This is a genomic window from Chlorobium sp. (genome assembly GCF_049593655.1).
In the GTDB taxonomy this organism is placed as follows: domain Bacteria; phylum Bacteroidota; class Chlorobiia; order Chlorobiales; family Chlorobiaceae; genus Chlorobium.
This window is the reverse complement of the sequence record NZ_JBAWHG010000049.1, coordinates 1-26112: the sequence shown is the minus strand read 5'-3', so window position 1 is coordinate 26112 and position 26112 is coordinate 1. Positions and strand designations below refer to the sequence as shown.

At 53.4% G+C, this 26112-nt stretch carries 26 protein-coding genes and 6 tRNA genes; 20 read left to right on the top strand and 12 right to left on the bottom strand.

Going from position 1 to position 26112, the window contains the following annotated elements; genetic code table 11:
- Positions 1-232: 232 nt before the first annotated feature.
- Positions 233-2356, top strand: a complete 2124-nt coding sequence (locus WBP50_RS08730) for an ATP-binding response regulator (RefSeq protein WP_423933492.1) — start codon at positions 233-235, stop codon at positions 2354-2356.
- A gap of 63 nt (positions 2357-2419) precedes the next feature.
- Complete coding sequence (locus tag WBP50_RS08725) at positions 2420-3292, top strand: class I SAM-dependent methyltransferase (protein WP_423933489.1); 873 nt, start codon at positions 2420-2422, stop codon at positions 3290-3292.
- A 52-nt stretch (positions 3293-3344) separates the two neighbouring features.
- Here the strand turns inward: WBP50_RS08725 and WBP50_RS08720 are convergent, their stop codons facing one another.
- Entirely contained in the window at positions 3345-3623 is a 279-nt protein-coding gene (locus tag WBP50_RS08720) for a hypothetical protein (protein ID WP_423933487.1), read from the bottom strand.
- Positions 3624-3794: 171 nt separating this feature from the next.
- Between WBP50_RS08720 and ald the strand changes: the two genes are divergently transcribed.
- The gene (ald, locus tag WBP50_RS08715) at positions 3795-4898 is read left to right on the top strand and encodes an alanine dehydrogenase (RefSeq protein ID WP_423933484.1); all 1104 of its coding nucleotides are present in this window, start codon (positions 3795-3797) and stop codon (positions 4896-4898) included.
- A 9-nt stretch (positions 4899-4907) separates the two neighbouring features.
- Here ald and WBP50_RS08710 read toward each other — a convergent pair whose 3' ends face one another.
- The 4 genes from WBP50_RS08710 to WBP50_RS08695 all read right to left on the bottom strand — a co-directional run bounded on the left by WBP50_RS08710 (position 4908) and on the right by WBP50_RS08695 (position 6702).
- Positions 4908-5351: a PPC domain-containing DNA-binding protein gene (locus tag WBP50_RS08710; RefSeq protein ID WP_423933482.1), complete on the bottom strand. Its 444-nt coding sequence runs from the start codon at positions 5349-5351 to the stop codon at positions 4908-4910.
- A 33-nt stretch (positions 5352-5384) separates the two neighbouring features.
- A complete protein-coding gene (locus WBP50_RS08705) occupies positions 5385-5792 on the bottom strand; it encodes a TspO/MBR family protein (protein ID WP_423933480.1) in 408 nt (135 codons plus the stop codon).
- Positions 5793-5936: 144 nt separating this feature from the next.
- Complete coding sequence (locus WBP50_RS08700; protein ID WP_423933479.1) at positions 5937-6245, bottom strand: hypothetical protein; 309 nt, start codon at positions 6243-6245, stop codon at positions 5937-5939.
- Between the two features lie 4 nt (positions 6246-6249).
- Complete coding sequence (locus WBP50_RS08695; RefSeq protein WP_423933476.1) at positions 6250-6702, bottom strand: ArsC/Spx/MgsR family protein; 453 nt, start codon at positions 6700-6702, stop codon at positions 6250-6252.
- Between the two features lie 145 nt (positions 6703-6847).
- Here WBP50_RS08695 and WBP50_RS08690 point away from each other — a divergent pair, with 145 nt between their 5' ends.
- Entirely contained in the window at positions 6848-7105 is a 258-nt protein-coding gene (locus tag WBP50_RS08690) for a hypothetical protein (protein WP_423933474.1), read from the top strand.
- Between the two features lie 117 nt (positions 7106-7222).
- Here WBP50_RS08690 and WBP50_RS08685 read toward each other — a convergent pair whose 3' ends face one another.
- Positions 7223-8938: a SulP family inorganic anion transporter gene (locus WBP50_RS08685; RefSeq protein WP_423933472.1), complete on the bottom strand. Its 1716-nt coding sequence runs from the start codon at positions 8936-8938 to the stop codon at positions 7223-7225.
- A 158-nt stretch (positions 8939-9096) separates the two neighbouring features.
- On the opposite strand from WBP50_RS08685, the gene WBP50_RS08680 reads away from it, so the two are divergent.
- The 4 genes from WBP50_RS08680 to WBP50_RS08665 all read left to right on the top strand — a co-directional run bounded on the left by WBP50_RS08680 (position 9097) and on the right by WBP50_RS08665 (position 13597).
- Entirely contained in the window at positions 9097-9897 is an 801-nt protein-coding gene (locus WBP50_RS08680) for an adenylate cyclase (protein ID WP_423933469.1), read from the top strand.
- A 138-nt stretch (positions 9898-10035) separates the two neighbouring features.
- Positions 10036-10533: a rubrerythrin family protein gene (locus WBP50_RS08675; protein ID WP_423933466.1), complete on the top strand. Its 498-nt coding sequence runs from the start codon at positions 10036-10038 to the stop codon at positions 10531-10533.
- A gap of 194 nt (positions 10534-10727) precedes the next feature.
- A complete protein-coding gene (locus WBP50_RS08670) occupies positions 10728-12494 on the top strand; it encodes a cation:proton antiporter (RefSeq protein WP_423933464.1) in 1767 nt (588 codons plus the stop codon).
- Between the two features lie 146 nt (positions 12495-12640).
- Positions 12641-13597 (top strand): alpha/beta fold hydrolase, encoded by a 957-nt coding sequence (locus WBP50_RS08665; RefSeq protein WP_423933461.1) that lies wholly within the window; start codon positions 12641-12643, stop codon positions 13595-13597.
- Between the two features lie 13 nt (positions 13598-13610).
- Here WBP50_RS08665 and WBP50_RS08660 read toward each other — a convergent pair whose 3' ends face one another.
- Entirely contained in the window at positions 13611-14252 is a 642-nt protein-coding gene (locus tag WBP50_RS08660) for a phosphoribosylanthranilate isomerase (protein ID WP_423933458.1), read from the bottom strand.
- A 150-nt stretch (positions 14253-14402) separates the two neighbouring features.
- Between WBP50_RS08660 and WBP50_RS08655 the strand changes: the two genes are divergently transcribed.
- A tRNA-Gln gene (locus tag WBP50_RS08655) sits at positions 14403-14474 on the top strand.
- A gap of 105 nt (positions 14475-14579) precedes the next feature.
- Here WBP50_RS08655 and ahcY read toward each other — a convergent pair.
- From ahcY to WBP50_RS08640, 3 genes are all read right to left on the bottom strand, one after another.
- Positions 14580-15995 (bottom strand): adenosylhomocysteinase, encoded by a 1416-nt coding sequence (gene ahcY, locus WBP50_RS08650; RefSeq protein WP_423933457.1) that lies wholly within the window; start codon positions 15993-15995, stop codon positions 14580-14582.
- A 40-nt stretch (positions 15996-16035) separates the two neighbouring features.
- On the bottom strand, positions 16036-17250 hold the full coding sequence (metK, locus tag WBP50_RS08645; protein ID WP_423933455.1) for a methionine adenosyltransferase: 1215 nt from the start codon (positions 17248-17250) through the stop codon (positions 16036-16038).
- 242 nt (positions 17251-17492) lie between these two features.
- Positions 17493-18473 carry a sugar phosphate nucleotidyltransferase gene (locus WBP50_RS08640; RefSeq protein ID WP_423933453.1) on the bottom strand — a complete coding sequence of 327 codons (981 nt, stop codon included), beginning with the start codon at positions 18471-18473 and terminating at the stop codon, positions 17493-17495.
- 167 nt (positions 18474-18640) lie between these two features.
- Between WBP50_RS08640 and WBP50_RS08635 the strand changes: the two genes are divergently transcribed.
- The 9 genes from WBP50_RS08635 (at position 18641) to rny (ending at position 24567) form a co-directional block, all read left to right on the top strand.
- Positions 18641-19036 (top strand): NUDIX hydrolase, encoded by a 396-nt coding sequence (locus WBP50_RS08635; RefSeq protein ID WP_423933451.1) that lies wholly within the window; start codon positions 18641-18643, stop codon positions 19034-19036.
- A gap of 147 nt (positions 19037-19183) precedes the next feature.
- A tRNA-Pro gene (locus WBP50_RS08630) sits at positions 19184-19256 on the top strand.
- Positions 19257-19283: 27 nt separating this feature from the next.
- Positions 19284-19356 (top strand) — tRNA-Arg (locus tag WBP50_RS08625).
- 25 nt (positions 19357-19381) lie between these two features.
- Positions 19382-19457 (top strand) — tRNA-His (locus tag WBP50_RS08620).
- A gap of 6 nt (positions 19458-19463) precedes the next feature.
- Positions 19464-19535, top strand: a tRNA-Glu gene (locus WBP50_RS08615).
- Between the two features lie 151 nt (positions 19536-19686).
- Positions 19687-22098 (top strand): phenylalanine--tRNA ligase subunit beta, encoded by a 2412-nt coding sequence (gene pheT / locus WBP50_RS08610; RefSeq protein WP_423933449.1) that lies wholly within the window; start codon positions 19687-19689, stop codon positions 22096-22098.
- Positions 22099-22138: 40 nt separating this feature from the next.
- Positions 22139-22405, top strand: a complete 267-nt coding sequence (locus WBP50_RS08605) for a hypothetical protein (RefSeq protein ID WP_423933447.1) — start codon at positions 22139-22141, stop codon at positions 22403-22405.
- Between the two features lie 9 nt (positions 22406-22414).
- Entirely contained in the window at positions 22415-22681 is a 267-nt protein-coding gene (locus WBP50_RS08600) for a cell division protein ZapA (protein ID WP_423933446.1), read from the top strand.
- A gap of 311 nt (positions 22682-22992) precedes the next feature.
- Complete coding sequence (rny, locus tag WBP50_RS08595) at positions 22993-24567, top strand: ribonuclease Y (protein ID WP_423933445.1); 1575 nt, start codon at positions 22993-22995, stop codon at positions 24565-24567.
- A gap of 145 nt (positions 24568-24712) precedes the next feature.
- Here the strand turns inward: rny and hisB are convergent, their stop codons facing one another.
- Together hisB and WBP50_RS08585 are read right to left on the bottom strand one after the other, a co-directional pair.
- On the bottom strand, positions 24713-25315 hold the full coding sequence (gene hisB, locus WBP50_RS08590) for an imidazoleglycerol-phosphate dehydratase HisB (RefSeq protein ID WP_423933442.1): 603 nt from the start codon (positions 25313-25315) through the stop codon (positions 24713-24715).
- A 6-nt stretch (positions 25316-25321) separates the two neighbouring features.
- Positions 25322-25564 (bottom strand): DUF2905 domain-containing protein, encoded by a 243-nt coding sequence (locus WBP50_RS08585; protein ID WP_423933621.1) that lies wholly within the window; start codon positions 25562-25564, stop codon positions 25322-25324.
- An 87-nt stretch (positions 25565-25651) separates the two neighbouring features.
- Here WBP50_RS08585 and secG point away from each other — a divergent pair, with 87 nt between their 5' ends.
- Together secG and WBP50_RS08575 are read left to right on the top strand one after the other, a co-directional pair.
- Entirely contained in the window at positions 25652-26011 is a 360-nt protein-coding gene (gene secG, locus WBP50_RS08580; RefSeq protein ID WP_423933440.1) for a preprotein translocase subunit SecG, read from the top strand.
- Positions 26012-26027: 16 nt separating this feature from the next.
- Positions 26028-26103: transfer RNA gene (locus WBP50_RS08575), tRNA-Lys, on the top strand.
- Positions 26104-26112: the final 9 nt, after the last annotated feature.

Genomic DNA, 26112 nt, shown 5'->3' with positions numbered 1-26112 from the left:
CTGTTAACCCTATCCCCAGTTTTCCGTAACGTTGTAACTATGCCCGAACCTCCCCCCGTTGTTCAGTCCATCGTTTCGGTCAATAATGGTCTGCCACTCGGCTGCAGCCGAACGGCAAAGGTGAATTTTCAACTTTAAAGGACACCCGTGCGCCGGTTTCCGGGGCCTTGTCATTTCATTTGTCAGGCTTTATTTCGATAGTACCCCAATTACTCAGGAAATAAGTTGTTGCATGAACATTGTTGATCTTCTCCGCTCATCTTCCCGACAGGGGACACAGGTTTCACGATTCAATATCATTGCTGCGGCAATCATAGGCGCTTCCGGCCATTTCATGCTGTTTTTCGTCTATAAGTACCTGCTGCATAACGATTGGGAGAACCTTCCGGTAAGGCTTGTCGGGGTTGCGCTCTGTATCGGAGTGCTTTTCAGGCTTAAAAACCCGGAGTTCCTGGGAAAGTATTTTGTCTTCTACTGGCACCTCATGCTCATTTACGTACTCCCGTTTATTATTACGCTCTTCCTTCTCAAGAATAATTTTCAGGATCCCTGGCTGAACTGGGAGATTTTCATGATTTTCGTCCTGATGTCTTTCGTGCCGAACTTCGTGATGTTCCTGTTCGATCTGATTGTTGGCGTGGCCATGGCTTTTGTGGCTTTTCTCCTGCTTCCTCCTCCTGTCGAACTCGCCGTCCAGTTCAATGTTTTCCAGTATGGCATCGTTGCTGTTTTTTCGATTTTTGCCGGTTACATGTTCAGCCTGAGCAACATAAAAGGCATTGTCGCCCAGGAAAAAAACACTGCCCTGCAGATGCTTGCCGCCAGTATTGCGCACGAGATGCGCAATCCGCTCGGACAGGTGAAGTTCAGTTTCGAGAAGATCCTGCATGAGCTTCCTGTCGAACATCAGCAGAAAATCGCTGAATATATCTCTTCCGAGGGTCTTGACCGGGTCTATCAAAGCGTTGCACAGGGGAAGATGGCCGTTACCCGAGGAGTACAGATTATCGATATGCTTCTTAACGAGGTTAAGAACAAATCGATAGATAAAACGGCCTTCACCTATTGTTCCTGCGTAGCCGTTACCCGAAAAGCCCTTGATGAATACGGTTATGAATCCGACAGGGATCGCCGGAAACTTACATTCGAATATGACGAGGACTTTTTCATAAAGGTCGATGAAACCTTGTATGTTTTTGTGCTTTTCAATCTCATCATCAATGCCTTTTACTTCATCAAGACGAAGCCGGACGCCCGTATTACCATCCGTATACGAAGCGATGGCGACCGGAACCGGGTTTACGTGCGAGATACTGGGCCGGGTATTCCTCCGGAAAATTTGAGCCGGCTTTTCGAGCCGTTCTTTACATCGGGCAAGAAAGGAGGTACCGGTCTCGGGCTTGCCTATTGCAAACGGGTGATGCGCTCTTTCGAGGGAGATATCGTCTGCGATTCGCTGAAGGGCAGCTATACGGAGTTCATGCTTTCGTTTCCCGCCGTCAGCGAAAAGGAACTTGCCGTTTACAGGAAAAAGACCATCGCAGATCATGCCGAGGTTTTCCGCGATAAACGCATTCTCCTGGCAGACGACGAAGCGGAGGGCAGGGAAATGGCGATGGGTTATCTTAAGCATTTTCCGATCAATATCGATGAAGCTGCAAACGGGAGGGAGGCTTTGGAGATGATCAGGCTGAACCGTTACGATGTGCTGCTGATGAACCTGAACATGCCTGTTATGAATGGCTTCGAGGCTGCCGAGGCCATCAGGGCCGGAAAGGCGGGCGACTCGGCCCTGAATATTCCCATTATCGGCTATACGGCGACTCCCTCCTACATAGCAAGCGCTAAAACCGAGAAGGTCGGTATGCAGGGGCTGATTGCAAAGCCTGTCCGTGAATTCGAACTGATCAGGAGTATCGGATCTGCTTTGAAGAACAGGCCCGTCAACGGCAGCGCCTCTTTTTCGGGTCTTACGGTCATGCTTGTCGATGACGCCCACGTCATGAGGCTTTCAATCCGGTGGATGCTGGAAAAACTGCAGATCAATATTATCGAGGCCGTCAACGGAGAGGGGGCACTCGAACATCTGAAGTACAACAGTTATGCCTGTGACCTTATTCTTATGGATATTCAGATGCCGGGACTTGACGGCCTTGAAACAACCCGGCAGATACGCAATGATCATACGATCTGCGGCCGGGATATTCCTATCATCGGGCTCAGCGGGGAGTCGGACGAAAAGGAAATAGCAAGGGCGCTCGACGCAGGAATGAACGATTATCTTCTCAAGCCGGTCGATCACCAGGTTCTGGTCAACAAGATAGGGCAGTGGGCTAATGCGGAGTTATTGCAATAAACACAATCAATTATCCCGGAAAAGGCTTTTCAGGTTTTCCGGAATTGAAAAAAGGAGTTTTTTGTGGAGTTCATAAAAAAGCTGGTGGAAAAAAAAGGTCCTGAAGAGTCGGATTACGATGCCCTCCATCTTGAAATAGAGCGGATCGGAAGTATGCTGGATCAGCCATCTCCGGCAATCCTTTACGGCGACCTGCTCGATATCATCTCCCCGGTGCTTTCCGTTGAAACCATGCAGGGTTTCGCGTTTCACAAGCCTCATGGTTATTCGGGTGATTATGAGATCATAGATAAAATCTACAGGAACTGGAAATCGACACAAGAGGATCTGAGGCGATGGGATGAATTCTTTCATGCCCAGCAGGCTCCCATAGCTGTCAGAAACCGGAAGAGGTTTTTTCTCGACACTCTCGAATCCTGCAAGGATGACGGTGACGAGCTTCGGGTGCTGAACGTCGGGAGCGGTCCCGGAAGAGATATGCTGGAGTTTTTCCAGAAATATCCCGATACGGATATCTCTTTCGATTGTGTGGATTACGACAAGGAGTCCATTGCCTACGCGTCGGAATTATGTTCGACCTATCTCGACAGAATCAGGTTTTTTCATAAAAACGTGTTCAGGTTCACGCCCGACCGGAAGTACGACATCATCTGGTCGGCCGGTCTTTTTGATTATCTGGATGACAGGAAATTCGTCTATCTGCTCGTAAAATTGCGGGCATATCTTGCGACCGGAGGGCGGCTCATAATCGGCAATTTCTCGAACCGGAATCCGACGAGAAAGTATATGGAGCTGTTCGGCAAATGGTTCCTCTATCACCGGAGCGAGCAGGAACTTGCAGCTTTAGCAAAAGCCGCCGGAGTTCCAGAAGAGCAGGTTACGGTCTACTGCGAGCCTTTGGGGGTGAATCTCTTTCTGCATCTCGGCCATGCCTGACAGCTGCTTTGCGAGCTGCGTGGTGCCGGTGTGGCTTTTTTTTGCACTCCCCTCAGCGGTATCGTTTTTTTGCCATCAGGTCGAGGCCTGAAAAAAAAACCGCCAGCAGGAACACGATTATTCCCCCTGCAAGCGAAAGCATCGATGCCGCCAGAGCGGCGGCCGTGTTGTGTCGAGCCCATACGAACGCGACGGCAACGCACCAGGAGATGACTGAAAAGAATACAGTGAGAGGCCTGAACGGACGGATAACGGATGGTATCGCCGCCGCGGCGAAGGCTGCCCCCAGAAGAAGCCACCAGGTGATGTCGAGAAAAAAGCTGTTGTTCACGATTTCATGTTCGGGAGTTGCTGTCTTGTTTCGAAAATAGGCATCCCTGCCGGAAAAAGCGCCATACGGAGCCGTTTTTTTTCGCTCCGGGGGTTCCGTGCCGGTGAACGGGGCTGTTTGGCGTGAACCGTTTGGTGCACGTGACGGTTATTGAAAAAAAACTGCTTGACTATGCATATCGGGGTTCCCAGAGAGATAAAAAAGCTCGAAACGAGGGTTGCCTGTACTCCTTCGGCAGTGCGGCATCTGGTCAGCGGCGGGCACCGGGTCATGGTGCAGTGCGGAGCAGGTCTCGACAGCGGCTTCAGTGACGACAAGTACCGCAGGGCTGGCGCCGTGATGACGGAAAGCAGCGAAGAGGTCTGGCAGAGCGAACTGGTCGTGAAAGTGAAGGAACCGCTGGAAGAGGAGTTCCGCCATTTCAGGAGCGACCTTATTCTTTTCACGTTTCTGCATCTTGCCGGAAATCCATCCCTTTTGCAGGCGCTGCTCGATTCCGGTGTGACGGCAATCGCCTATGAAACGGTTCAGGATAACGGGAGGTTGCCGCTTCTTGCTCCTATGAGTGAAATTGCCGGCAAAATGAGTGTGCTGATGGGCGGTTATTATCTGGCTCACCAGCACGGAGGAGAGGGCATTCTGCTTGGAGGGGTTCCCGGGGTGCTGCCGGCAAAGGTCTCCGTTCTCGGAGGTGGGTCTGCAGGAATGCAGGCTGCCAGAGCGGCTGCATCATGCGGAGCTGATGTGACGGTACTCGAACTCGACCAGGAGCGCATGCGCTTTCTGGAAGCCGCCCTGCCGCCCCAGGTGCATACGCTTTATTCCACCGAGCAGCATATCGACGAGCAGCTTTCTTCGGTAGACCTGCTGATCGGAGCGGTGCTCGTTCCCGGCGCCGCTGCCGCGAAGCTCGTGACGCGCAGCATGCTCCGGTCGGTTAAAAAAGGGGCGGTTTTCGTGGATATCGCCATCGATCAGGGAGGGTGTTTCGAGACCTCCAGAGCCACGACACACGATGCTCCGGTGTTTATCGAAGAGGGCGTCATCCATTACTGCGTCAGCAACATGCCCGCGGCATATCCCCGAACCTCCACGGAGGCGCTTTCAGGCGCGACGCTTTCCTGCATCCGGAGGATTGCCGATCTTGGTTTTGAAAGTGCCATGGTGATGATGCCGGGGCTTGCCGGAGGGTTGAATATCTGGAAAGGCACCGTCACCCATCGCACGCTTGCCGATTCCCTCGGCCTCTCTTTTACCGAGAACCCTTTCCTGTGAAATTCCCCCTCAGGGTATCAGCAGCTTGAATCCGGTAAGAGGATCAGGCTGCCGGGACGCAGTGTTCTCAAGAAGCTCGGTCATGACTACCTCCATGACATGCCAGACACGAACGCCATTCCGGATGCATCCTGTAACGGTGTTTTCCTCGCGTCCGCAAGCCATGTGCAGATGCAGAACGGGGGATCCTTCGTCATCAGGGAAGATGGTTCCTGTTCCGGTGATCTCGTGTGCATCGTAGAGTTCGTGCGTCATCGGCATGACCGGAAGTCCCCGGCTCTCTTCAGGTCCCACGACAAGGCGGCTTCCCTTGTCTGCGCCGCCGATGATGATGAGCTGCGCCCGTTCGACAGCATGATCGCGTGCGAATTTTTCAAGCTGTTCATGCACCGTTTCACCGTCTTCAAGACGGATGACGAAGATTCGGCCGTGGCGAGCTTCAGAGTATTTCATGGGGTTTTCGGTTCGTTGTTCCTGCGGTTTTTTCTATTGCCTCGTTCCTTTTTCATCGGGGTTCAGCCGGTAGATTCCCCAGTTGAGATATGCGGCGAAAAGCCCCCAGCCAAGGTAGGGGATGAGTAGTGTTCCGGCAAGGGTATTGACCTGAAAGAACAATGTCATCACCACAATGAGCGTCAGGTCGATAACGAGAATATCGAGCAGTGCGGCAAGGATTTTTTTCCGGCCAAAAAAGAGTCCTGTCCAGCTGAAACTTGCCGCGAAGTGGATCAGCAGGAAAAACGTGACCGGAATGAGATTGCTTTTTTCGGGTGAAAGGAAATAGACGATCAATGCTGAAAAAATAAGAATGTAAAGCAGGCTCCAGACCGGCCCGAATACGTTTTTCGGCGGTGTGAAGGGGGGCTTTTTCAGATTGTCGTACCAGGTAGCCATAAGCGGGAAACTGCTTCAGAAAGATGGCCCGTCCAGTTGGACGGATTCCGTTGCCATTCTTCATTACAAGAGTTTCCCGTTCGAAATGGTTCCTTGCCCGGCAGAACTTTTTTTGTTTCTGCCGGGCCAAGCGAACGGGGGTTCTTACATGTCGAAAAACCGGATCTGCAGGTTTTCGTCGGGCTGTTCGCTGAGGCTGTATCGCCCTTTCTTGGATACGGAGAGCCCTTTTTTGTCTGCAGCCGGAATGAGACTCGCTTCGATGCTGTCGGCATTTTTTTTCGGGCAGTCGCTGTTGAAGAAAAGATGCATGACCGACCCGGTTTCGCCGAACTGCAGAAGAAAATCGCTGTGGTTTACGAAAACGAGATCTTCGTATGCATAGGTGACCTCATGGCCGAGCTCTTCGAGCAGCTGCATGACGGTTCCGAGAGGACGTAATGATGTTTCCATAGGTTCAATGGTTCTGGTTTGTGCATGAAAAATAGGCAGGATTCGGGCAGTTTTCCATATCGGTCATTCGTAACGATTCAACCACCTTCTCGGCTCCGGGGAGTGGCGAGAGGTTGATCAGGTTTCTGAGCAGCGCCATGTTGAATCCCTGAATACAGCGACCTCCGATTTTCATGAGAGGGCGTTTGATGAGTATCGGATTGCTTATCATGGCCTCAAGTGCTTCGTCCCTGCTGTAGGCTTGAGGATCGGTTTCGCCGGATTTTACCGATGGCGCGGCCGGGTTGAAACATTCGGCAACCGGTTTTTCCCCGAAAAAGCACCCGAGTTCCTCTTTTGTCCATGGATATTCGAGTAAATTCACAGTTTCGACTTCATGTCCCGAAAGCTGAAGCATGGCTCTCTGCCGCTTGTTGTTGCGGCATCCGGGTTTCTCGAAAAAGAGAATGGTGTTCATGTTTTTTCAGGTTACGGAGGTTTATTCACTTCTATAGTAAGGCAAATATTTTATATTTTATAAATAATGAAGATCATTTAATGAATAAACCGAATAAAATAATGTAAAGTTCCGGTTTTGTAACAATCAAAAAAAGGAGAACAGTATGGCAGAGAGCAATATGCAGGCATGGGAAAAGGTTCTTGAGTATGCGTCGGTGCCGCTGCACGGAACCATGTCGCGCAAAATCCGCAAAGGGGTCAAACTGCAGATTAACGAGGGGCAAATCTATGAGAATGCCGTTCTTTTCATCAGCGATCTGTTTCTTCGTGTAACCGAAGAGGGTGCGGACGGGCTGGCGGTCAATACCTACTACGACATGAAGGCGGTTGCAAGCATCAGGACATACAGCAGCAAGGATTGAAGAGGTAAGCGGTGGGCTGTAAGCGGCGAGTGGCGGGCAGTGCGCAGTGGGCAGGAAATCGGTCTCCAGGCGCTCCCGCCCACTGCCTGCACCGCAGAAATATCCTTTTTCCGCCGCTTACGTTCTTTCAGGGTTTTCCCGCTGTACCGACGGAATGAAGTTCTTTCCTTTGCCTATTTTCGGCAGGCCGAGCAGTTCTCTTGCGCGGTCGAGGGCGTCGTCGATATGTCCGAAAACATTATTTTCCCCGATTTCATCGTAAATGCCGTACTGCTGCATGGCAAAAAGCGGCTGGGCATGCACTCCTGAAAGAATCAGATGTGTTGCTGTCTTTTTTGAATCGGCGTGCAGTTCCCTGAGCATGTTGAGGCCGGTTGCGTCGATCGAAAGGACGTTTCTCATGCGGATGATGCGGATCTTCGGCGCTTTTTCCACGATATGCATGGCATCCTTGAACTTCGAAGCCGCACCAAAGAACATCGCTCCGCTTATTTCGAACACTTCGACGCCATCAGGAACGCTTCTCGTTCTGATGGTGTTCGGGTCGTCCTCCTCTTCCCGGTCCTTCAATTCACTGGTAATGATATTGACATTGGCGATACTTGCCATGTGCTGCATAAAGAGAAAAACCGAAAGCAGCATGCCGATTTCAATGGCAACAGTCAGGTCGAAAACAACGGTCAGGCCGAAAGTCGTCAGGAGAACCACGACGTCGCTTTTCGGGCTTTTGAGCAACTGGCGGAATACATGGTGTTCGCTCATGTTCCAGGCGACCACGATGAGGATGGCGGCAAGTGCAGGCATCGGTATGAGCTTCGCCCATTTTCCGAACAGCATCATGATCAGCAGCAGGGTCAGCGCGTGAACCATGCCTGCAACCGGTGTCCGGCCTCCGTTTTTGACGTTGGTTGCCGTGCGCGCGATGGCTCCGGTTACCGGAATGCCCCCGAAAAGCGGGGAGATGATGTTTGCAACACCCTGAGCGACCAGTTCCATGTTCGATTTGTGCCGGCTGCCGATCATACCGTCGGATACGACGGCTGAAAGCAGGGCCTCTATAGCGCCGAGCAGCGCAATGGTGGTGGCCGGCATGATGAGCTGTCTGATGGTGGCAAAATCCAGGACTGGAAGCGACGGCGCCGGAAGGGTGGAAGGAATCTCTCCGAAGCGCGACTCGATGGTTGCAACATCGAGCTTGAAGTAGTGCACCAGAGCGGTTGCCGCAACGATGGCGATGATCGATCCCGGTATCTTTTTGGAAACCTTCGGCCAGAAGAGGATAATAAGGAGCGAGAGCATGCCGACAAGAAAACTTTCCGGGTTGATGGTCGAAAGATGGCTTCCGTAGGCAACCCATTTATCGATAAAGCCGGCAGGAACCTTATCGATGGCAAGTCCGAGAAAGTCGCTGATCTGGCTTGAAAGGATGATGACCGCGATGCCGCTGGTGAAGCCTACCACAACCGGATAGGGAATGAACTTGATGAGCGAGCCGAACTGGGCGAACCCCATGAGCATGAGGATGACGCCGGCCATGATGGTCGCGATCATGAGGCCGTTGACGCCGTATTGTTCTACGATGCCGTAAAGAATGACAATGAAGGCCCCTGTCGGACCGCCTATCTGTACCCTGCTGCCGCCGAGAAACGATATGAGAAAACCTCCGATAACCGCAGTGATGAGGCCCTTTTCCGGCGATACTCCTGATGCGATGGCGAAGGCGATCGCAAGGGGAAGGGCGACAATGCCTACAAGAATGCCTGAGGTGACATCGCGGGAAATCTGCTGCGGGGTCAATTCCGAAAGAACGCTGAAGAGCTTGGGTTTGAACATGGCGAGGCTGAGGTGATGGAAATGAACCGTTGATGTTTTGGTTTTGGAAAGGTTAAATGAGAAATTCTATATAACTGTTTCACCCTTGTCATTCAACCCTTTGGGGGCAGGTGGCGCAGAAAATGTTGTAATTTTTCCAACCAATCCGGCAATCACGAGTGAAAACCCCGCATACGTTCAATACCGTCAGGGACCTTCTCCTTTCGCAGCCGCTGACGGTCGATGTCGAAATCGAGGACGCCTGGTCCGGACCTTTCGCCGTAAAGGGTCTTGAGTTCGAGGGTGTGGCGCTCTACGCAGGGGTTTCGGGTTTTTCCCGGCTCTCCCTCGAACTGGCCCCTTCCGAGGTGCTGATCTATGAGAACATGTTTCTTTCATGGATCCGCAGGCTGCTTGAAAAGGAGCGGTTCTGTATGGTTGAGCGGTTTATTGATCATGCCGTGGTCATGCTTTTTTCGACGGCATTCGGTTCCGAAGATCCTTTTCTCGATGCTCTGCAGGTATCCAGAATACTTGGCGAAAACGACGAGCCGGGTTTCAGACCGGCTATCGGCGTTGCCTCGGGAACCGTCGTTGCAGGTTTTACCGGTTCACCGGGAGAGTACATCCCGTCGGTTTACGGAAGGCCCCTGATGCTCGCGGCCGGGTTTGCGGCGATGAAGCCTGCCGGAGATTTTGCGGCAAACATTACCTTTTCCGAGGATGACTGGCGCGGGCATTCCCTCGACAGGGTTTTTCCGCCGGTCGAGTACGACCATCCCGAAAAAGGCAGGGTGCGTCAGCCCCAGGTCTGGAGGCTCGGTGAAACAAGGCTTGTCGATATTCCCGGTACCGGAAAGGTTGCCGTAAGGGATATCGCGAATTTCATCCACTGGATGTCGGACAGTACGGCCGAGAAAAAAGCCAAAGAGTGGTTCAGTCTTATCCGTTCGAAAGGCTATTATAAAAAAAACCGTTAGTTACCCTTCTTTTTGGATTATTTGCGAATCATTATTACTCTTGTTTATATCTTGTTTTCAGCTGGAACCAGCCTGTTTTTACAGCAATCCACCCATTCCACAAACAATCTCGAAGAACAATCATAAACGTGCACAACCATGCCTACAACGAAAGAGAACCTGAAGGAAGCATTTGGCGGTGAGAGCCAGGCAAACCAGAAATACCTTGCTTTCGCCAAGGAGGCCGAGCGGGAAGGTTTTGTCAACGTCGCCAAGCTTTTCAGAACAACCGCACAGGCCGAGCTGATCCATGCAGAAGGCCATCTTGCCGCTCTCGGAGGCATCGGTTCGACCGCTGAAAACCTGCTGACCGCAATCGGAGGAGAGACCTACGAGCATACCGAGATGTATCCCCCCATGCTTGAACAGGCAATAGCCGAAGACCACCCGGCAAAGCGCATGTTCGCTTTCGCCGTAAAAGCCGAACAGGTGCATGCCGAACTCTACCGGAAAGCCATGGACGCGGTGCAGAACGGTCAGGATATCACCGCAACCGAAGTATGGCTCTGCCCCATCTGCGGTCATATCGAGCTGGGCAATCCTCCGGAAAAGTGCCCCATCTGCGGAGCGAAATCGTCGGTGTATGTTCAGGTTTGATTCTTTTCCGGATATTTGCATGAAAAGGCGGTTGAAAAGACCGCCTTTTCGCTTCTTTACCTGCCTGATATTTTGTAACTAAAATAAAGGGCCCGCTCCTGCAGGCGCAATGATCTTCTGCTCCGGCCGAAAAGCCGCAATGGTTTGTGCGGACCCCCCTGAAACAGTTGGCGATTTGAATCCGCAGTTTTTTTATGCACGAATTTGATTTTCTCGGCGAACTGGTGCTTATCGGTGTACTGGCAATCGCCATTATCCTGATTTTTCAGCGGCTCAGGATTCCGCCGGTCATCGGTCTGATTTTTACCGGTATCGTTCTCGGCCCTTCCGGCATCGGCGCCGTGTATGACGAGAAGCTGATCGGAACGCTTGCCGAGCTGGGTGTGATTCTGCTGCTCTTTACCATCGGGCTGGAGTTTTCCGTAGAAGAGCTCAAAAGACTGAAAAAAATCGTGCTGGTTGGCGGGGTCGTGCAGATTCTCGTTACCGGACTTGCCCTCAGCTGTCTGGCCTACTGGTTTCTTTACAGTATCGGCAAATCCATTACTGTCGAGGCGGCAATATTCATGGGTTTCACGTTTTCCGTCAGCAGTACGGCTATCTGTCTGAAAATACTTACCGACCGCGAAGAGCTGGCACTGCCGCATGGCAAGATCGCTCTCGGCATCCTGATTTTTCAGGATATAGCCATCGTTCCGCTGATGATCGGCATCAACTTTCTCAGCCCCGATGTAACTCCATCCGTCGAGAATATTTTCAGAAAAGTCGGATTCATACTGCTTTTCGGCGCCGTTATTTTTACCGGTTTCAGGCTTTTCATGCCGCGAATGGTGCGTTTGATCGCTTCGCTGCATGCCCGGGAGGTGCTCGTTATCGGGGCGCTGGTCATCTGTTTCGGGGCAGCTTATCTGACGTCGCTTGCCGGCCTCTCCCTTGCACTTGGTTCTTTTGTCGCCGGTATGGTGATCGCGAGTACCGACGAGAGCCACCAGATCAGTATCACCATTGATCCGTTCCGTGAGGCGTTCACCAGCATCTTTTTCATCTCTGTCGGTCTCCTGCTCGACGTGAAGGTGATCAATCTGCCGCTTTTTGTTTCAATCGCTCTCGGCGTCCTGTTTGTCAAGGGCCTGCTTGTTGCCGGCGTGTCGCTTTTTCTCGGCTACTCTCTTCGGGTAAGCATGATGGCCGGTATGGCGCTTGCCCAGATCGGAGAGTTCTCCTTTGTGCTGGCGGAATCCGGCCTGAATAACAGGATCATCACCAACGAGGTGTTTCAGGCCATGCTCGCCATTATCGTGGTGACCATGATCGTCACTCCGGCCATGATCGCAATCGCTCCCAAGGTTGCCGATCAGGTCGCTCCTGTACTGGGTTTCATTCCGCTTCCGAACAGGGATTCCGGAGCCGTCCCGGTCCGCCCTGCCGACAGCACCATCATCTGCGCGGGGGAGATTCACGCGGCAATCATCGGCTTCGGCGTCAACGGGCAGAATGTCGCAGCGGTGCTGCATGCGACCAATATCTCCTATTCGGTGCTCGAGGTTGACCGTGAAATCGTCAGAACCATGCGCCGCAAAGGTGAGCCGATCTATTACGGCGACTGTACGGAGAAGAGATCGCTTCTGAGGGCCGGGATCGATCATGCCCGTGCCGTTGTGCTCGGCATATCGGACAACGGCGCTGTGCGCAAATGCATTCCGGTGATCCGTGAAATCAACCCCAGGGCGTTTGTCATCGTAAGGGCAAGAACGCTCGACGAGGTTGACAGTCTCTATAAAGCGGGAGCCGATGTTGTTGTGACCGAAAAGTTTGAAACCTCCATCCAGATCTTTTCACAGTTGCTCAACCATTTCACCGTCGATCCGGAACTGATTCTCGAACAGCAGGAGATCATCCGCCGTGAATGCGAAAAGATCTTCTTCGAAACGCCTCCCGCCGCACCTTCGAGGCAGTTCTAACCGCACATGCACGCGGTGGTTCGCCCTGATGCCCATATGCCGCCGCGTGCATGATATTTTCGTAACAATCACGGGATTCCTTTTGTATATTTTAAATTGCCTTTCGGTTAATCTCTGCAGTTCGTTATAACTTCAGCAGTATCGTTATGGAGCAATCTCTCCCGCCTCTGGCCACCGACAAGTTCAGGACCTACCGTCAGCAACTTCTTGAACAGCTCAATGCCGCCACCACCTCGGAAGTCAAGCGTGCGCGTTACGAGCTCGAGCTCATGGAGAAGAGCCATTTTGTCGATCTCAACGGTATTGTACATCATTACCACGATTCCGGTCCCGCCGATGCGAAAACGGTTGTGGTGCTCATTCACGGATGGGATTGCTGGTGGATGTGGTGGCATCACGTCATCAGGGATCTGAACAGCCGGGGAATCAGGACCATCGCCTACGACATGCGAGGTCACGGCTGGTCGGACAAGGATCCCCGGAACCACTACCACATCGACTTTTTTGCGCAGGATCTCGGCCTGCTTGTCGACAGGCTCGGCCTCGAACGGTTCCACATCGCAGCGTTTTCGTTCGGTCCTTTTGTCGCGCTCGACTATGCCCGTTCGGCTCCCGGACGGATTCTTTCGATGACCTTTTTCAATTTCGGTTATTTGCCGAACAACGCCTTTATTTCAGTCGTGGCTCCAGCCTCGCTCACCTTCATGTTCAACAACCTGCTGAGGGGTCTGACCTGGTGGCTTCCCGCATATATTTTCGCCCGTCTTGTGCTTGCAAAGAACACGGTCATGCTGCACGATATTCTCATCGGTTTCAAGAGCCTCGGCCTCTGCGCGCCTGAAGCCATCGAGCAGACGACTCGCCAGATCACCTCTTTTGAAATTACGGATTCGGTGCCCGATATGGTCAGGGCCGTCGATATGCCGGTGCTGTTTGTCGCCGGTGAAGGCGACGCCATCATGACCTGTGAGAATACCCGCAGACTGCAGGAGATGACCGAGAAGGGGAGTTACGTGTGCGTGCCGGAGTGCGGCCATCTCATTACCATGGAGCTTCCCGATACGGCTTCCGAGCTGATTCTCAGGCAGGTGCTTCAGAGTTGAGCCGCCTTACTGTTCAGGCGTTTTTTGCCGCATCGATGAATGCCCTGATTTTTTCGGGGCTTTTGATGCCGGGAGAGCATTCAACGCCGCTTGCGGTGTCTACCGCCCAGGGTCGTGTCAGCTGCACTGCTGAAGCTACGTTTTCAGGGTTGAGGCCTCCGGCAAGGATTGCGTAGCCGAATCCCCTGAGCTCTTCGAAGATCGCCGCCGCCATCCCCTGTTCTATCCGCTCGCCGGTGCCGCCCTCCATTTCCGGCCGGTAAGCATCGAAAAGGAAACTGTTGACCCCGCTTTCCCGGGCAAATTTTCTTACCATTGCGATATCAAAGCCGGGTTCCGGACGAAAAACCCGGATAACCCTGACGCTGGTGACGGCCCTTGCGGTTTCCGCCGTATAGCGGCTGGAGTGCAGCTGGGCAGCCTGCAGCCGGCATCTGGTGCAGATCGAGTTGATTTCCAGGGGGGAGTGTTCAACGAAGATTCCCGTGCAGGCGATGAAGGGCGGCAGTTCCGCAATGATTGCCGCCGCATCTTCAGGCCCGATATTCCGGGGGCTTTGGCTGCTGAAATTGAACCCGAGCGCATCCGCTCCCGCCTCGCAGGCGCAGAGGGCATCTTCAAGGCTTCTGATGCCGCAGATTTTGACTTTGACCATAACTGAAACATAATGATTTGCCGGAATATAAGCCTGTTCGAACAAGAAAACAGCATGCGGGATTTCCTGAAGCGTCACGACCTTCTCCGGATTTATGCCGTATTGTGATTTTCCGTTATTATCCGTATTATCAGGGCCTGCATGTAACGGTGGGGCGTCGCCAAGCGGTAAGGCATCGGCCTTTGGAGCCGACATCCGCAGGTTCGAATCCTGCCGCCCCAGCATGTAATCAGCAAGATCAGTCCGATCCGACTGATCTGACCGATCGGAACGTAAACAGAAAAGGCAGCCTTAGCGGGCTGCCTTTTCTGTTTTGCTGATGGTGCATCAGTAGCGGTAATGGTCGGGCTTGTAAGGACCTTCGACAGGAATGCCGAGGTAGTCGGCCTGTTCCTTCGAAAGGGTCGTCAGTTTGACGCCGAGCTGTCCGAGGTGCAGTCTTGCGACCTCTTCGTCAAGCTCTTTCGGCAGGCGGTAGACGTCAATGGCATACGCTTTCGTCCAGAGCTCGATCTGGGCGAGGGTCTGGTTGGTGAAGGAGTTGCTCATGACGAATGACGGGTGACCGGTAGCGCAACCGAGGTTCACCAGACGGCCTTCGGCAAGCAGGTAGATCGAATTGCCGTTCTCGAAAGTGTACTTGTCGACCTGCGGTTTGATGTTGAGCTTTTTCGCTCCGGCATAGGCGTTGAGCATCTCGACCTGGATTTCGTTGTCGAAATGGCCGATGTTGCAGACGATGGTTTCGTCTCGCATCTGCTTCATGTGTTCCAGGGTGATGACATCCTTGTTGCCGGTGGTGGTGACAAAAATGTTGCCCTCTCCGACGGCCTCTTCCATGGTGGTTACTTCAAAACCTTCCATCGATGCCTGCAGGGCACAGATCGGGTCGATTTCGGTAACGATCACCCGCGCGCCGTAAGAGCGCATGGAGTGTGCGCACCCTTTGCCGACGTCGCCGTAGCCGAGCACCACAACAACCTTTCCGGCAATCATGACGTCCGTGGCGCGCTTGATGCCGTCGGCAAGCGATTCGCGGCAACCGTAAAGATTGTCGAATTTGGATTTGGTGACCGAGTCATTGACGTTGATGGCAGGGAAGAGCAGTTCGCCTTTTTCCATCATCTGGTAGAGGCGGTGAACGCCGGTGGTGGTCTCTTCCGACACGCCTTTCATTTCCGCGGCTACCTTGTGCCAGCGCTGCGTATCTTCGGCGTACACCTCACGGAGCTGCTGGAAGAGTGCTTTCTCTTCGGCGTTGCCGGGAGCTTTTTCGAGCAGTTCGGGGCTGTTCTCGATCTTGTAGCCGAGGTGGATCATGAGGGTTGCATCGCCGCCGTCGTCAACGATGAGGTTCGGGCCTTTGCCGCCTTCGAACTCGAGGATCTGGCGGGTGCACCACCAGTACTCATCGAGGGTTTCGCCTTTCCATGCAAACACCGGGATGCCAGCCTTGGCGATAGCCGCGGCTGCATGGTCCTGGGTCGAGAAGATGTTGCAGCTCGCCCAGCGAACCTCGGCTCCGAGGTCCACCAGCGTTTCGATCAGCACGGCAGTCTGGATGGTCATGTGCAGCGACCCGGTAATACGGGCGCCTTTGAGGGGCTTCTGGCCGGCATACTTCCGCCTTGTGGCCATCAGGCCGGGCATCTCTTTTTCAGCGATCTCTATCTCCTTGCGCCCCCATTCGGCAAGGGATATGTCCGCTACTTTATAGTCAAGCACTTCCGCTTCGATTGTCATAAGAGTCGATTGGTTTTGAATGGTATTGTCTTCAGAGTTCTCAGGCCATGCCGAACGCTTTCTTCAGTTCTTCGACCTTGTCGGCTTTTTCCCACGGGAAGATGTCGCGGCCGAAGTGTCCGTATGCTGCAGTTTCCTGATAGCACCAGCCGTGAGGTCTGTCGAGATTGAATCGTCTGATGATCGCTGCCGGACGAAGATCGAAGATCTTTTCGGCTTTTTCCTGGATTTCAGCATCGGAAAGGCCGTTTTTAGCGGTGCCGTGGGTATTGATGTAGATCGATACCGGGCGGGCTACACCGATGGCATAGGATACCTGAACGGTGCATTTGTCGGCCAGGCCTGCAGCCACAATGTTTTTTGCGACGTGGCGGGAGGCGTAAGCCGCGCTGCGGTCAACCTTCGAAGGATCTTTGCCGCTGAACGCGCCGCCACCGTGAGGGGCTGCTCCGCCGTAGGTATCGACAATGATCTTGCGTCCGGTCAGGCCGGTATCGCCGTGAGGTCCGCCGATTTCGAAACGGCCGGTGGGGTTGATGTGGAACTTGGTGTTGGCGTCGAGCATGTCTGCGGGAATGACCACTTTCACCACATTCTCGATAATGTCTTTCCTGATCACGGCCTGGAACTCCGCTTCGCTCATGCCTGCCGGTTCCGGATCGTGCTGGGTCGAAACCACCACGGCGTCGACGCGGGCTACTTTGTCATCGATGTATTCGAGGGTCACCTGGCTTTTCGCATCGGGGCGGAGGTAGGTCATGATTTTGCCTTCCTTGCGGATTTCGGCAAGTTTCTTGACGAGCTGCTGGGCGAACTGGATGGCGGCAGGCATCAGCTCGGGAGTTTCCGTGCAGGCGTAACCGAACATCATGCCCTGGTCACCGGCTCCGACACGGTCGAACTCGTCGGCAATCTCTTCCTTGCGGTCAACGCCCCGGTTGATGTCGGGTGACTGGCTGTGCAGGGCGGAGAGCACGCCGCAGGAGTTGGCTTCGAACATATACTCGCCTTTGGTGTAGCCGATTTCGGTAACAACCTTGCGGGCGATTTTCTGGATATCGACAATACCTTTGGTGGTGACTTCGCCGCCGACGATAACCTGACCGGTGGTGACGAAGGTTTCACATGCTACACGTGAATTGGGATCCTGACGGAGAAAATCATCAAGCACGGCATCGGAAATCTGATCTGCAACTTTGTCCGGATGTCCTTCTGATACGGATTCAGAGGTAAAGAAATACCTTGACTGTGACATGGTTCTGGTAATGGTTTGGTTAAACGAACAACAGAAACAACTGGGAAAACAGCTTCAGGAAAAGAATTTTCAGTGAACGGGAGTTCAATGGGAGAGACTCTGGACACGGAAAAAATTTCCTCAGGCAACCGGAAAGGGTTTTCCCGGAAGAGCCTGCGGCACCGTGTCCATAGGTAATGGGGATGCCGTTGCTTGACAAAGCAAAAATGTAAGCAATCGGCTGCATTCATGCAACAACTCTCTTATCGCACCCGTATTTCCGAATAGTCGCCGATGTTGATTTCGTGCGGATTGCCGCTGATCGATGCATTGTTGCCGACAATGGAGTGGTCGATCATGATGTGGCTCACCCGCGCATCGTTGCCGATAATGGAGTCCCTGATGATGGCATCGGAGACCACGGCATGTTCTCCGATGGTGGCATTGGGTCCGATGATGGCGTTTTCGACCGATGCGTTTTTCGCGATGAAAACAGGGTCGTTGATGATGCAGCCGGGGTACTGTTTTGTTCCGGGCTGATTCTCGAGAAGAAGGGTTTTGTTGGTCGAGAGCAGGGTTTCCGGTTTTCCGCAGTCGTACCATCCCTCGACGGCAAAGGTGGTGAATATCTCGCCCTGTTCGATCATGAGCTGCAGGGCATCGGTGAGCTGGTACTCACCCTTTGTTTTCATTTCGTTCTCGATTATGTGATCGATCGAGGAGAAAAGTCCTTCCGAATGCAGGAGGAAGTAGAGGCCTACTATGGCAAGATTGCTGACCGGTTCATCCGGTTTTTCGACCAGCTTCAGGATTTTTCCGTTTTCCGTCACCGCAACGCCGAACCGCCGGGGATCCTTCACTTCATGAACCCCGAGAGAGGATACCGGGCTTTTGAGCACAGCCTGCAGATCGACGTCGAAGATCGTGTCGCCGAGAATGATGAAAAGAGGTTCATCCTTTTTTACATGGGGTTTGCACATCCAGAGGGCATGGGCCAGGCCGAGCCGTTCGGACTGGTTCACGAAGGTGAACCTGATGGAGTAGTTTTTTCTCAGCCACTCTTCGACCATGTTTCCGAGGTATCCTACAATGACGATCGCCTCGTCGATGCCCGCGTCGATGAGTTTGTCCATGATATGGCCGATAATGGGCTTTCCCGCTACGTTCAGCAGTACTTTGGGGTGTGAGAAGGTGTGTGGACGCAGGCGGGTGCCGACTCCGGCAACGGGGATGATGGCTTTCATGACAGAGGGTGCTTGAGCTGGGTTGAAAAAACCTTGTTTTTATATTTTAATGAAAATAAGGGTAATTCCGAACTGCATCTGCCTCCGCGTCTCCGATGCCGGAAATATGGAAATCAATTGTATTTTATCGGCGAGAAACGACAAAAAAGAAATTTCCGGGTGCGAAGTTGAAAAGACTTTTTAAACAGTCAGGGGTGATTCCCGTTCTTGAGGACAGGCTGGTGCTGATTACGGCCAGGAAATCCGACCGGTGGATCATTCCGAAGGGATATGTTGAAAAAGGGCTCTCCCCGGCGGATTCTGCCGCCAAAGAGGCCTATGAGGAGGCCGGGCTTGTCGGCCGTGTCCGTTACAAGGAGATCGGAGAGTACCGGTACCGGAAGTTCGGCAAACAGTTTTCCGTGAAGGTTTTTCCTTTCTTCATCGAAAACATGCTTGACGAGTGGGAGGAGATGCATCTGCGCGAGCGCAGGGTGGTCTCTCCCGGAGAGGCTTTCGACATGCTCTATCATGATGAACTGAAAGCCATCATTTCGGGTTTTTTCGGAATAAGCCGGTCCTGAACCGACGCTTTTCGGCGGAAAGTGGGGATCCGGTTTTCATGGGTCCAGTGGCTGCGCCGGAGAAGACGGCAGGTTTTTTTATGTGAGGGATTATTTTTTTGGTAATGTTGTTCCATGTCTTATATTGTGAGCCTTCCATTAAGGAAACGGGGCATGGCGCAGCTGGTAGCGTGCCTGCTTTGGGAGCAGGAGGTCCCGAGTTCGAGTCTCGGTGCCCCGACCGGGTGGGTTCATTGACAGATGTGTTGTGCCCGTAGCTCAATGGATAGAGCATCAGCCTTCTAAGCTGAGGGTTACTGGTTCGAGTCCAGTCGGGCATACAAGGTGTATCCATAGGCTTTTTATGGTGATTGTAGCTCAGTTGGTTAGAGCGCCAGGTTGTGGCCCTGGAGGTCGGGGGTTCGAGTCCCCTCATTCACCCGCAGAAGGCCCCATCGACTAGTGGTTAGGTCATCACCCTTTCAAGGTGGTAGCACGGGTTCGAATCCCGTTGGGGTCACACGATTGTTCAGCCTGCACCGGCGCCTGCCGGTTCTTCCCGCCGGGAGTTGTGCAGGAGTGGAAACATCTTTTCGTTGCTGTTTTTTCAAGCTCTGTACGTTGCCGGTCCAGAGCTTTTTTTATTTTCAAATGCAGATTCTCCCGGTCCTATGAAAATATCTGTCAACTGGCTCAAAGATTTCCTCCCGTCGTTTTCTCCCGACATCCCTGCACTTGTTGAAAAACTGACCTTTCTCGGTCTTGAAGTCGAGGAGGTGCATGCCATGCAACTGCCTGATGAACTGGTTGTTGCCGGCCGGATCGAGGATGTTCAGCCTCATCCCGATGCCGACCGTCTGACGGTCTGCAAGGTTGCTGCCGGCGGCCATGAGCTGCTGCAGATTGTCTGCGGTGCGCCCAATGTGCGCCAGGGAATGATCGTGCCTGTCGCTACCGTCGGCGCAAAGCTGCGGCTGCCGGACGGAGAGGTTCTGGCCATCAGGAAATCCAAAATCCGGGGAGTGCACTCTTTCGGCATGATCTGTGCCGCCGATGAACTCGGTTTGTCGGAGGACCACAGCGGAGTCATGGAACTCGATCCCTCAGTCTTGCCCGGTACGCCGCTTTCGGCTGTTCTGGAGAGTGACGTCATGCTTGATATAGCCGTTACTCCCAACCGTCCCGATGTGCTCTCGCACCTTGGCATGGCCCGCGAACTCGCCCCTCCCGAAGAGATCATCCTGCCGCCGGGGCATCCGGTGAATTTTTCCGGAACCGGCACGCTGGTTGAAATCGCCGACAGGGAAGCCTGCCCTTACTATACCGCGGTTGTGATTCGCGGCATCGAGGTGCGGGAGTCGCCGGCATGGCTGAAGCGCCGCCTGGAAAGCATCGGACTGAATCCGAAAAACAATATTGTCGATATCACCAATTACATCCTCCACTCCATCGGTCAGCCCCTGCATGCCTTCGATCTGAAGAAGCTTTCCGGCGAGCGGGTGGTGGTCCGCAGTGATGTCGCTGCCGGCTTTACGGCGCTCAATCAGGAAAACTGCGCCGTTCTTGCGGGGATGCCGGTTATCTGCGATGCCCTGAAGCCCGCTGCACTGGCCGGGGTTATGGGCGGACTCGATTCTGCGGTTTCGGTCGCCACAACGGACATTCTGCTCGAGTCGGCTTATTTTTCCCCGTCCCGTATCAGAAAGTCCGCAAGGAAAGCCGGAATTTCGTCCGATTCGTCCTACCGTTTCGAAAGGGGGGTCGATCCCCTGAATGTGAAAAGGGGAGCGGAATGCGCCGTTGCAATGATTCTTGAACTTGCCGGCGGCCGGGTAACCGAGGCCATGGAGTGCGGTTCCCTGCCTGAGGAGCCCTGCAGGGTTACACTGAGACCCGACAGGGTCAACGCCATGCTCGGCAGTTCCATCGCCGCGGATACCATGAAGCACATTCTTGTCCGTCTCGGCTTCCGGTTTGCCGCTTCGGCGGAGAATGGCGGTATGGAGTTCAGTGTTCCGTCATGGCGAGTTGACGTAACGTCGGAGATCGATCTCGTCGAAGAGGTCGCCAGGGTATACGGGTACGACAATATCCAGCCCTCGGCCCAAATGAGGACAACCTATCCCCAGTCCCGCAAGGTGCCGGAATATTTTCCGGATTATCTCCGGGGTATTCTCATCGGGCTCAATTTTCGGGAGATTCTCACCAATCCGCTGATCAGGCGTTCGGAAGCCGAACTGTTCGACAGCCGGGTCGTTACCGCTCTCAATCCCATCAGTGAAGGTCTGGAGGTTCTGCGCCCTTCGCTTGTTCCCGCTTTTCTGAAGGTGATTGCACACAATATCCGTCACGGAAACAGAGACCTGCGGTTTTTTGAGATTGCCAGCGGGTTCCTCGCTGCAGGTGTTTCCAGGGACGGGGCGTCGCCTCTCGAAGCATTCGGTGAGCGCGAGTATCTTGTCATGGCCATAACCGGCTCCAGCCATCCCCGCCTCTGGAATCAGCCTGCCGTGAAGAGCGATGTTTACGATATGAGCGGCGCGGTGCAGATGCTGCTCGAGAAGCTGAATTTACTTGACAAATCAGCGCTTATTGCATATAATGAAAATACGGTTGGTATTGATTTGCTGCTGACCGGACAGGGGGAGAGCCGTACCTGCCGTGCAGGGACGGTCCTGATGGTGGACAGTGCTGTGCTCGGCGAGTTCGATATCGGGCAGGATGTGTTTCTTGCGGAACTCGATACCGCGGTGCTTGAGGAAGCGTTCAGCGCTGCAGTCGTTTATGATCCACCCTCCAGGTTTCCTGCTGTCCAGAGAGATCTATCGTTCATTCTTCCCCGTGGCGTGGCTGTTCAGAAGCTTGTCGATGTTGTCAGGGCAAGCGATCCCCTCATCAGAAACGTCTCTGTTTTCGATCATTTCGAACGCAGTGCGGAACAAGGTGGGGAACGCAGTGTGGCGCTCTCTCTTGATATTGTCGATCACGAGAGAACCCTGCAGGACGAGAGAATCAACGGTATACTTGAGAAGGCCGGCACGAATGCCGGAAAACAACTTGGTGCGGTAATTCGACAAGTCTGATACTTTTTGTTCCATGCATGATCAGGACAGGCAGACCATCATGGCTGATGTCAGCCTCCTTGAAGAGAATGTCGGAAACCTCGTTTCCCGGCTGGATGAATGCCGGAGAGAAAATGAGCTGCTTCGTTCGGAGCTTGCGACTCTTCAGAATATTCTGAGATCCTGCAAGCTGCCTGATACAGGCTCGACTCCCCTGACCGGTCCTGAATCCGAGTTTACCTATGCCGAGAAACTGCGGGTCAAGCAGAAGCTTGTACTCATTCTGCAGAAGATCGAGCTGGAACTGAGAAGTCCCCGAAACTTGTAGGAGAGCCGTATGGAAAAGATCGATGTAAATGTCTACGGCGACAGTTATCCGCTGCGCACCGGAAGCCGTGAGCTGACTGAAAATGCGGCTCAGGATGTGGATCGTGCCATGCGGCTGTACGCCGAAAAAGCGCCGACTTTTGAACCGGTTAAACTTGCTGTGCTTTCAGCGATTTCGTTTGCCGAAAAGAATATCGAACTCGAAGAGGAACTGGAAGAGTTGCGGCAGAAAATAAACCGGATCAATGTTTTTATTGGGCAAAGTTTACAGGAATAATTTACATTAGAGTAGAAGAAATATCCGCACCAGGTACGAGGGGTGTATTGTAAGTAAAAGAACTAACACTATTAAGACGGGAGCCGAACTCTTCTTTTTGATTGCAGGCCTTGATTGACTCTCCGGTTCATCCGGGTATCATCGGCAGTCACCGGATTTGCCGCATTGGAAGCAAAAAACCTGAAGGAGGCGCCCACCGTGTTGCACGGGTTCTTGAATCTTACACATCCCGCCCTGGTGCGGATTTTTTTGTTTAAAACGGTGCTTCCTTCTCCTGAGAGGTGGAGCATGTTAAAAGGAGGTAAACGGTAATGGGTATTGTCATAAACCTGTTTCTGATTGTATTTGCGGCGGTCGTGTTTTTTGTCATCGGTTTTTTTCTCGGACGGTATTTCCTTGAACGTATCGGTACTACAAGGGTTCTTGAAGCTGAAGAACGGGCTGTACAGATAGTTCAGGAGGCCCAGAAAGAGGCCAACGAGTACAAGGAGCTCAAGGTTACCGAAGTAAATCAGGAGTGGAAGAAGAAACGGAGGGAGTTCGACCAGGAAGTGGTCATCAAGAACAACAAGTTCACCCAGCTCCAGAAACAGATCCAGCAGAAGGAAGGTCAGCTGAAGAAGCAGAGCCAGGACCTCCGGGATGCCGAACGCAAGCTCCAGGAGCAGCGCAAGGAGTCCGAACAGACGATGGAAACGGTCAGAAACCGCTCCGCCGAGCTTGAAAGGATCATTGCCGAGCAGAACCAGCGGCTCGAGAGCATCAGCAACCTGCAGGCCGACGAGGCCCGCCAGATGCTTGTAGACAATATGGTGTCGAAGGCCCGCGAAGAGGCTACCGAAACGATTCACCGCATTCACGAAGATGCCGAGCAGCAGGCCGAACGTCTTGCCGAGAAGACCCTGCTTACGGCCATCCAGAGAATTTCCTTCGAACAGGCCACCGAAAACGCCCTTTCGGTGGTGCACATCCAGAGTGACGAGCTCAAGGGCCGCATTATCGGCCGCGAAGGCCGGAACATCAAGGCTTTCGAGAATGCAACCGGTGTGGATATCATAGTCGACGATACCCCTGAAGTGGTCATTCTCTCCTGCTTCGATCCCCACCGCCGCGAGCTTGCAAAGCTTACCCTGCAGAAGCTGCTCGTTGACGGCATCATTCATCCCGTTGCCATCGAGAAAGCCTATGAGGATGCCAAAAAAGAGATCGACGACGTCATCATGACCGCCGGAGAGGAGACTCTCGCCTCGTTGCAGCTTCCCGATATGCCTGCCGAACTGGTGCGGCTGATCGGCAACATGAAATTCCATACCGTTTACGGTCAGAACCTTCTGCAGCATACCAAAGAGGTAGCCATGCTGGCAGGCCTCATGGCCGCCGAGCTCAAGCTCGATGTGCGCATTGCCAAGCGTGCAGGGCTCCTGCACGATATCGGCCTGGTTCTTCCTGCGGGCAACGAACCCCACGCCCTGACCGGAAGCGCTTTCCTGAAGAAGTTCAATGAGTCGCCGCTGGTCATCAATGCGGTGGCCGCCCACCACGGGGACGTTGAAAAAGAGTCTCCTCTTGCCGATCTTATCGATGCGGCAAATGTCATTTCGCTCTCACGGCCCGGAGCCAGGGGCGCTGTGACCGCCGACGGCAACGTCAAGAGACTCGAAAGCCTCGAAGAGATCGCAAAGGGATTTCCCGGTGTCCTGAAGACCTATGCCCTGCAGGCCGGAAGGGAGATCAGGGTTATTGTCGAAGGCGACAACGTCAGCGACTCCCAGGCCGATGTGCTTGCCCACGACATTGCCAGCAAGATCGAGTCGGAAGCCCAGTACCCTGGCCAGATCAGGGTGACCATCGTACGGGAGAGGCGGTCGATAGCATACGCCAAGTAAGGTGAATGGCAATGGTGCTTTCCGCTCATGACAACGGGGAGCGGAGCACGTTTCCGACAGGGGACAGGGGACAATGGAGAAATGAAAAAAGGCTGCAGGGGATTTTCCCGGCAGCCTTTTTCAGTTTTAAACCGGACGATTGATTTTACAGGACGCCTTTCGTCGATGGCAGCTCCTTGCCGGTTATGGCTACGGCCATTTTCATGGCATAGGCGAACGCCTTGAACATGGCCTCGATCATGTGGTGGGTGTTTTTCCCGTCAAGAATCGCCAGGTGGATGTTTGCATGCATGGTTCTCGACAGGGACAGAAAGAAATGCTCGACCATTTCGGTTGAAAATCCCCGGATAACCGAACGTTTGAAATCCGCCGAGAAGACGCAGTAGCTCCGGCCGCCGAGATCGAGGGCGCAACGGGCAAGCGTTTCGTCCATGGGGATCATGGCCCAGCCATAGCGCTGGATTCCCGCCTTGCTGCCAAGCGCCTGGTTGAGGGCGGTGCCGAGCACCAGCGCGATATCCTCTACCGAGTGGTGGTCGTCTACCTCCGTATCCCCCTTGCAGTCGAGGATGATGTCGATTCCTGAATGTTTGCTGAAGTTGGCAAGCATATGGTCGAAAAAGACCACTCCGGAACGTATGCTGGCGGCGCCGGTGCCATCGAGGTCGACGGTTGCCGTAATATCGGTTTCTTTTGTCGTTCTTGTAACGGTCGCCTTTCGGCCTGGGGTGTTCAGGGTTTGCAGCATGAGCGGTCAGCGGATAAATTTGTTGATAAGGAACAGCACAAGGCTGAGAAGTACGGACAGGAGTATCGACGAGCCGAGGGGAAAGAAAAACCGGAAGTTTTCCTTTCTGATACGGATATCGAGAGGAAGGTTGCCGAACCAGTTCAGCCATCCCGGTATTCCTGCTTTTCCTGCAGCCATGAGCAGCAAGCCGCAAATTACGGCACAAAGTCCGGTCAGAACAAGGAATTTCCCCGCATCGGTAAACACAGCTTGGAAATAATTCAAAAGTTGCTAAATTAAGGCCTTTGTCAGTGATAAGATACGATATTTGGAACATTAATACAGCGGCTGGAAATGCATGTCTTTCTTGTAATTGTCGGTTTGCTTGCTTCGATTCTGCTTGTAGGGTCTGTTTTACTGCAAAGCCCGAAAAGCGGAAGTGGTCTTACCGGCGGTATTGCCAGTATGGGTACGGTTCAGACTCTCGGAGTCAGAAGGACGGGTGACTTTCTCAGCAAGGTTACGGCCACCCTGGCCGCCGTTGTCATGATCGCCGCTTTCATCGCCCAGTTTACCCTTCCGGCAAGAGAGGCGAAACTGAAAAGTTCGAAAAGCATTCTGCAGGAGAGCGCTCCGGTTGCACCGCTCAAAAGCGTTCCTTCGCTTCCGAAAACTCCGGTCTCTCCGTTACTTCCTGCTGCTCCGGCGAAATAATATTCTTTTAGGCAATGCACCCGTGGCTCAATCGGTAGAGCAACTGACTCTTAATCAGTGGGTTGGAGGTTCGAGTCCTCCCGGGTGCACCAGTAGCAAAA